This window comes from Gilvimarinus gilvus (genome assembly GCF_030518155.1).
GTDB lineage: Bacteria > Pseudomonadota > Gammaproteobacteria > Pseudomonadales > Cellvibrionaceae > Gilvimarinus > Gilvimarinus gilvus.
The window spans coordinates 1-6,677 of record NZ_JAULRU010000579.1; the positions used below are offsets into that span (position 1 = coordinate 1).

Consider the following 6,677-nt stretch of genomic DNA (forward strand, 5'->3'; position numbering starts at 1 on the left):
TCGGCGCGACGCCTATTTCGGTAAACTATTTGATAAAATGAAAATAACAACGGTATTTCAATAACTTAGCTGTGACGGATATAGCCGGGATAGGCATCAGCCCATGACACCTATCCCGGAATGAATTATGCGCCTAAAAGCGCAAAGCCTTGATCACCCGTGGGTTGTGGGATAGTGTCGTGTTATTAATAAACTTGGATAGGTGTCATGCCGTCGATTCTGGCGCCAGACGCCTATTAATATGTTAAGGCTCAAGCATGAAAATCATCATTTTCTTGATATTGCCGATCCTAATTGCACTTACATGGAAGTATATAAGTATCGCCAGTGAGACTTTGAGGCAGCTCCAGCAGGGGAAAGAGCCAGAAATAGACCCAATGCAAAGCGCGATACTTCCGGAAATAATAGTAATGCTTATATTGAGTCCCATATTTCACTTGGCGGTGAAATTATTTGATCCAATTAATAGCGTAAAATTTGTGGCGTTGGGGCAGTTAACTCTATTAGCCCTCTTGCTTCCGTTTGTGGCAAGGTTCTGGTGGGGACTTAAACAGTTCAAGCCTTAACAAAGCCAGTAATGGCGAGCTACTTTTCCGTCGTTTAAATTATGGCGAAAAAGACTGCCATAATTTAAACAACTACAAAGCAGCCGCATTCTGGCGGCGTTAGAACACAAACATGAGCTACCTACTATTTGAAGATAAACAATTAGAATTTACGCTTAGTGCGTATGATTACGCTCATGGAATTGGGATTAAATCTGTTTTTTTCCAAGACAGGAATGAAGTCGGCATTATTATTTTCTTGTGCGATAAATCAGACGATAGATATGATTCTGTTTGCCAAAAGAGCATTGAAGATCTTATGCAGGCTCTAAGTGTGGGAATAGAGAAAGGTATCTTTAACGAAAATATTAAGAATATGTTTCATTGGCAATCAGAAATTGGCAAGCTTGGCCACAATTATTGTTCGCCAATATATGGGCAACTAGCAAATGTGTTCTAACAAAACAATCAACGCCCGCCAGCAAGCTGGCTCGGACCTCCACTGCGTCGCTCAAATTTGCGAATCACAAATTTGGCTTCTCCGTTCCGGCCCGTTATTGTAGGCGTTAGGCTTCAAGTGAATCGATAATGATTTTATTTAACGAAAAGATTGTTGAACTACTCAATCATTATTTTGCCAAAGAAGAGGAGTATGTTGAGTCGATATTGCTTGCCTCATACGGTTTCAATATCCAGTTTGTCAATTTTAGAGTTCAATGCAATGAGCGGGTATTCGCATCAATAAACGGTAAAGAATACGAGTGGGACGATGCTCCGAATTCTGGCCCTTGGGGTGCTTTAGGCAGGCAGCTTGCTAAAAAAGCTGTATTGAAATCACCCAAACTATTAACTATAGAGTTCGAAAGCGGTGACTCAATCGATATAGAAACTGAGGAAAGCCAGTACGAATCTGTAATATTCGATTTTCCTCCAGAAGGTGAAGCCTTCGTAATGGAAATATTCTAATGTGCAAAAAGCCTAACAAATTTGTCCAGCCGACGTTTTGGTCTTCGCTCCTTTTTGTGCATGGCCTTCGGCCATTTTTGCACAAAAATCCACTACGACCAAAACGCGGCTGACAAAGGCGTTATACGCAAGGAGAGTCATGAACGAGAATGAATTCTGGAGCATTATCGGAATGCTCAATTGGGAAGAATCAGGAGACGACGAAGCTGTCGTTGAGCCGGTTGTGAACTATTTGTCACAGAAGTCAGATGAAGAAATATTTCAATTTGAAGAGCTATTAGCTCAGAAGCTCTTCGCGCTGGACACTAAAGCTCATGCAAAACAGATAGGCGAAGATGCCTATGCCAACGAAGATGAGTACTTTTCTGTAGATGGCTTTCTTTATTCTAGGTGTGTGGTAGTAGCCAATGGCAAAGAGCTTTTCCAGCACGTCTTAGAGAATCCAAAAGAATTCCCTAAAGATATGGAGTTCGAGGCCATACTGTACGTCGCTCAGGAAGCATACGAGCAGAAAAATGATAAAGAGTGGGAGTATGTTTCCCCAACAGATTATGAAACTTATAAAAATGTCAATGGCTGGAAGTAAGCGTATAACAAGGCCAGGCACAATCGCCCCTGCGGGGCTGGACCTCCGCACTTCGTGCTCCGGCCTGTGCTGGCGGCGTTAGCTTAGACGTTGAGATAGAGCATAAGCTGAACGAAAAAACGAAATAATCGAGATCTATTGAATGCTAAAAGAGGCAGACGAATTAATAAAATCTATAAGTCACGAGAGTGACAGGGGCTGTATATTAGTTGTGGCTGCTTTAGTTGAGAATGTTCTTAAAGATTACATTAAGGCGAGACTGGTTTTCGGTCAAAAGAAAGATGACGAATTATTTGATGGTGGTAATGCTCCACTTGGTAATTTGAGTGCCAAAATAGATATGGCTTTTAGGTTAGGTCTAATACAAGCTGATGAGAAATCACAGCTACATCTTATGCGAAAAATTCGAAATGATTGCGCTCATGATGCAGAAAATCAGACATTCAGTACTGAAAGCATTCAATCTCGAATGCAAGAGATAGTTGCCTTGTCAAAAGATGGATGGGACGCCTTTGCGCAGATTCTCGCTTGGAGGCAAGGTGCTTCGTCGGCGCTTCCTCAAGATAAAAGTGAATTTATAAGTGTTGTTGGCTGGCGAGTAGTGTTTGAATTTAAGTTTTTAACGCTTTATGCTTATTTACGTGAACAAGTAGATTCAACAGAAAGGCTTCATCACCGCCAAGCGTAGCTATTTATTAGGAAAAAAGCTAACAAACGGCTCCACGCAGACGCCCAAACCTACGCTGTTTTTGTTGGTTTCGCTGCGCTACACTTTACCACAAAAACCCCTCCGGCTTGAGCGCTGGTGAGCCGGGCGTTACGTTCTTCGCAATCAAAAGATTGCTATTATTGGGTAAAAAACTCTTGATCCTCACCTTACGTCATAGTTAACAATCAAAACTCTCTTAGAGTGGTATTAAATAGAGGGAAACACATTGAGCATTGAGAAAGTCTATACGGTAAGTGAATTGAGCCGATTGGCAGGCATTAGCGTTCGCACATTACACTATTACGATGAAATAGGATTGCTAAAGCCTATACGTCGAGTAGACAATGGTTTTCGCGAGTACCACCATGAGCATGTCGTTATGTTGCAACAAGTTCTCCTATATCGAGAGCTTGACTTTAGCATAGCCAAGATAAAGGAAATACTAACCAATGACAGCTATGATTTACTCAAAGCTTTTGATGACCAAAAATTGATGCTACTGGAGAGAATTAGTCAAACACAGTTAATGATTGACAGCATTGAGGCGACCATGAAAAACGTTAAAGGAAAATTAAACAGAGATATTCTTTTTGGTGATATTCCGAAGGAAAAAATTGAGCGCTGGGACGGAATCCAGAAGGATAGAAAAGATCCAGGTCTTGTGGGATCAATGTTTCAAGATCTAGCAAATTTGAGCGAAAGTGAAGCGAAGTATCATCGTGAGCAAAGCGAACGCTTTCACAAAGAATATTCCAAGCTATTAGTACTAGCAGCGAACTCAAAAACAGTTCAAGAACAAGTAATGGAGCATTACAAAATTATGAATACCTTTCTATATGGCATTCATGATGGTTTTACTGGCATTGGTTACAATGGCTATTTACAATTCGCTTCCTCTATTCTGGATGACGAGGTTTCATTCGAAATGCACGAACATTACGGTCTCGGGTTAGCTGAACATCTAAATGAAGCAATGATATACTTTGCTGAGCATACACTGAAGGACAATCTGGCTGAGCTGAGAAAGATTGGTTCACGCGGTAAATAAGAGAGTTAACGTAACAATACGTGCCAGTCGGACAGTTTGTTCCGTGGCTTCTTTTGTGCTGGCCGCTACGCTAGCACAAAACGCCACACCACAAACTGACGCTGCACTTGGCGTTGTACAAACCCGCTGCGCGGGGGTGGTAACCCTTAACCCAAAAAAAGAGGACACGGAATGTCCGAGCGAGCTTTGCAGGAAATTTTTCAATCACAGTACGATGCGTTGTTGTCGAGACCGCAACCGGGGAAAACTAGGACACCCACAGACTGAAAAAAGCGCTCGCCGTTCGCCTCTCTAGACAACGGTTGTTGGTTCATTCTATCCAGCGGTAAGCCATAGACGGCTTTTTCGCAAAATAAATACGAGACACCCACAGACTGAAAAAAGCGCTCGCCGTTCGCCTCTCTGGCCAACGGTTGTTGGCTCATTCTATCTAGCGGTAAGCCATAGGCGGCTTTTTCGCAAATATAGGGTATTTCGGGCGCACGAGTCCTTGCCCGATAGGGGCGCAAATTGTTTTTGGCATGGGTAGCTGTTAGCCGGTTTGCGGGTAGAGCCTTCGGCAGTTCCGAATGCCATGCATCCAATTTAAATGTAACGATTCGCACAGCTCACTGACTTTGGCGACCGGGCCGATGGCTCGGCCAAAACGCCGTTCGATGTGACAGCAGGTATCAAGCCAGTCTTTTGAGGGTAGGCCAAGCCTCTGGAGGATGCCGGGAAGGCTTTCCTTGATGGCACCGCGTTTGTCGTCGCGAATGGCCCTACCTGACCAATCCACCAGCTCTAGATAGTCAATCAAATCAAAGGGCAAATGTTGCGGTTGATGGCCGTGGTGTTCACCGCCGGAAAAGGACATCAACTCGGCCATTGATAGAGCCGTCTCAGTGTCAGGCTCGATTTGTGGCTCTACTAACGTCTCGGGCTTAATCCCCAAACGCTCTTGAATGCTGGTAAAGTGCGAAGACTCTGGTGTGTCGGCCATACCTGCCCGAATCGGGTTTAAATCTACATAGGCCATGCAGCTAAGGACGGCACGCTCATCCAATAATGCCTGGCTTTTAAAGCGGCCCTCGAAGAACCGCCCTGTGCAATTGTCTTCTTGGTTCGCCCAACGGGCAATGGGTTCATTCAGACAGCGCATAAACCAGCTGATGTCTGAAAGACGCTGACGCCAATCTTCAACAATCGCGTCCACGATCTCCAACTCTGGTTTCGTGAGCGAGCCGCCAGCTTGATACCGCTGTACCAATACCGGGCCTTTAAAGAGCTGGCGCCAGCGCTCGATCACTTCCTCTCGCGTTAGGGATTCGGCCGCATCCCGGTTGACGCGTAGAACGACATGGTAGTGATTGGACATGATCGCGTAGGCAGCGATATCGATCGTAAAAATGGCTGCCAATTGCTTGATCCGCTGGACGATCCAGCCTCTGCGGTGCTCAAAGTCGTAGCCCTCGCCAGAGCCGCATAAAAACGCCCGCCGCACACAGCGGGAAACGCAGTGATACCAAGGCGTATCGTCTAATGAAATCAATCGCTTACGGGGTTGAGTCATGGCTCCTCCTTGAGCGTAAGTGGTGTATAACCTGCTGACTTTTACTTTGGTTCAGGGGTGTGGCATTGTCAAGTAAGTGGGTGTCCCCGTTTCTCGACGCCAATTTAGGTGGCTTTATTTCACCTGATGGAAATATCATGCACGATGGCAATCAATATAGAGAACGTATTGATGATGATTGGTCGGAATTAAAAAGTCTAGGTTCAGTATTTGATAAAATATCTATCATGAGTCTCACCGTTTCGAAAAATGGTACTTATGTGTTTGATGAAAGAGATAAAGTTGGAACTCTACGTTATTCGAGAATAGTAGATGGTGAACGTGAAGCTCCGAGACCTTTCAGTAAAGAAATAAATACTGGAAAATGGACAGCTCACCCCTTCATTGCTCTGGATGAGTCTTATATTATTTGGGATAGTGAGAGACGCGGCGGATTTGGTGGAGTGGATTTGTACATCAGTTTTCGGGAAAAAGATGGCTCTTGGGGCGCTGCCATCAACTTAGGTGACAAAATAAATACAAGTGGCGCAGACTCGGGAGCGAAGGTTACACCAGACGGGAAATACCTGTTTTTCAATAGGCAGGTTAGCGCTAAGGATTACAATGTATATTGGGTAGATGCGCAGATTATAGAGACACTTAGGCCAAATATTTGACGCATAACAATGCGTTGCAGCGCAAGCGTATCCAGTTCAGCATTCAAGGAGCAGACAAATGATAGAAAGAATGGTACCTGCACTGTATGTCGATGATCTAAATCGATCCAAGGCATTCTATTGTGATCTCCTTGACCTGAAGCCAGGCTTTGAAGCAGAGTGGATTGTTCAACTTTCGGATTCCGATAACGAGTCAATTGAACTAATACTTCAGCCGAGAACTCATGATCTTGTACCAAAGGCATTTCAGAAGGCCCCACAGGGTGCCAGTATTGCGTTCGTCGTACTCGACTGCGATGAACTGTTCAAGAGAGCTCAATCTATGGGGCTAGAGATTATCCAAGAACCAAAGAATGAGTATTATGGTCAACGTAGATTCCTGACAGTAGACCCGGATGGCCTGCTGATAGATATAAGCTCAAGTTGTGAGCCATCACCTGAGTTTATGGAGAAATATTTTGGCACCGAAAGCGCATAACACCTATATGACCGGGCCTGTCAAAGAACAATAGCTCACCAAAAGTTGAGTGTTTTATAACTCAACTTCATGTAAATTTGATTTTTTGTCTGTCTACTTCCGATAATTTCATGAATGGTTTGAATTGGCCAACCAAA

The 6,677-nt window shown here is 44.2% G+C and carries 9 protein-coding genes; 8 read left to right on the forward strand and 1 reads right to left on the reverse strand.

The genetic code is table 11. The features are described from left to right. The first annotated feature begins 257 nt into the window (after positions 1-257). The 6 genes from QWI17_RS13735 (at position 258) to QWI17_RS13760 (ending at position 3,854) form a co-directional block, all read left to right on the forward strand. Entirely contained in the window at positions 258-566 is a 309-nt protein-coding gene (locus QWI17_RS13735; RefSeq protein WP_302723091.1) for a hypothetical protein, read from the forward strand. A 112-nt stretch (positions 567-678) separates the two neighbouring features. Continuing rightward, positions 679-1,005 carry a hypothetical protein gene (locus QWI17_RS13740; RefSeq protein WP_302723092.1) on the forward strand — a complete coding sequence of 109 codons (327 nt, stop codon included), beginning with the start codon at positions 679-681 and terminating at the stop codon, positions 1,003-1,005. Between the two features lie 128 nt (positions 1,006-1,133). After that, positions 1,134-1,511, forward strand: coding sequence for a hypothetical protein (locus QWI17_RS13745; RefSeq protein WP_302723093.1), 378 nt, complete (start codon positions 1,134-1,136; stop codon positions 1,509-1,511). 139 nt (positions 1,512-1,650) lie between these two features. Beyond that, positions 1,651-2,097 carry a DUF4240 domain-containing protein gene (locus QWI17_RS13750; RefSeq protein ID WP_302723094.1) on the forward strand — a complete coding sequence of 149 codons (447 nt, stop codon included), beginning with the start codon at positions 1,651-1,653 and terminating at the stop codon, positions 2,095-2,097. Between the two features lie 142 nt (positions 2,098-2,239). Continuing rightward, on the forward strand, positions 2,240-2,785 hold the full coding sequence (locus tag QWI17_RS13755) for a DUF4145 domain-containing protein (protein WP_302723095.1): 546 nt from the start codon (positions 2,240-2,242) through the stop codon (positions 2,783-2,785). Positions 2,786-3,032: 247 nt separating this feature from the next. Then, complete coding sequence (locus tag QWI17_RS13760) at positions 3,033-3,854, forward strand: MerR family transcriptional regulator (protein ID WP_302723096.1); 822 nt, start codon at positions 3,033-3,035, stop codon at positions 3,852-3,854. A gap of 532 nt (positions 3,855-4,386) precedes the next feature. On the opposite strand, the gene QWI17_RS13765 is transcribed toward QWI17_RS13760, so the two are convergent. Continuing rightward, positions 4,387-5,406: a transposase gene (locus tag QWI17_RS13765; RefSeq protein ID WP_302723097.1), complete on the reverse strand. Its 1,020-nt coding sequence runs from the start codon at positions 5,404-5,406 to the stop codon at positions 4,387-4,389. Positions 5,407-5,471: 65 nt separating this feature from the next. On the opposite strand from QWI17_RS13765, the gene QWI17_RS13770 reads away from it, so the two are divergent. Next, positions 5,472-6,062 (forward strand): hypothetical protein, encoded by a 591-nt coding sequence (locus QWI17_RS13770; protein ID WP_302723098.1) that lies wholly within the window; start codon positions 5,472-5,474, stop codon positions 6,060-6,062. 58 nt (positions 6,063-6,120) lie between these two features. Then, the gene (locus tag QWI17_RS13775; RefSeq protein WP_302723099.1) at positions 6,121-6,540 is read left to right on the forward strand and encodes a VOC family protein; all 420 of its coding nucleotides are present in this window, start codon (positions 6,121-6,123) and stop codon (positions 6,538-6,540) included. Positions 6,541-6,677 lie beyond the last annotated feature (137 nt).

Excerpts from the sequence above, each read along its gene's own strand:
- QWI17_RS13735 (WP_302723091.1), top strand. The coding sequence starts at position 258 with ATGAAAATCATCATTTTCTTGATATTGCCGATCCTAATTGCACTTACA.
- QWI17_RS13740 (WP_302723092.1), top strand. The coding sequence starts at position 679 with ATGAGCTACCTACTATTTGAAGATAAACAATTAGAATTTACGCTTAGT.
- QWI17_RS13745 (WP_302723093.1), top strand. The coding sequence starts at position 1,134 with ATGATTTTATTTAACGAAAAGATTGTTGAACTACTCAATCATTATTTT.
- QWI17_RS13750 (WP_302723094.1), top strand. The coding sequence starts at position 1,651 with ATGAACGAGAATGAATTCTGGAGCATTATCGGAATGCTCAATTGGGAA.
- QWI17_RS13755 (WP_302723095.1), top strand. The coding sequence starts at position 2,240 with ATGCTAAAAGAGGCAGACGAATTAATAAAATCTATAAGTCACGAGAGT.
- QWI17_RS13765 (WP_302723097.1), bottom strand. The coding sequence starts at position 5,406 with ATGACTCAACCCCGTAAGCGATTGATTTCATTAGACGATACGCCTTGG.
- QWI17_RS13775 (WP_302723099.1), top strand. The coding sequence starts at position 6,121 with ATGATAGAAAGAATGGTACCTGCACTGTATGTCGATGATCTAAATCGA.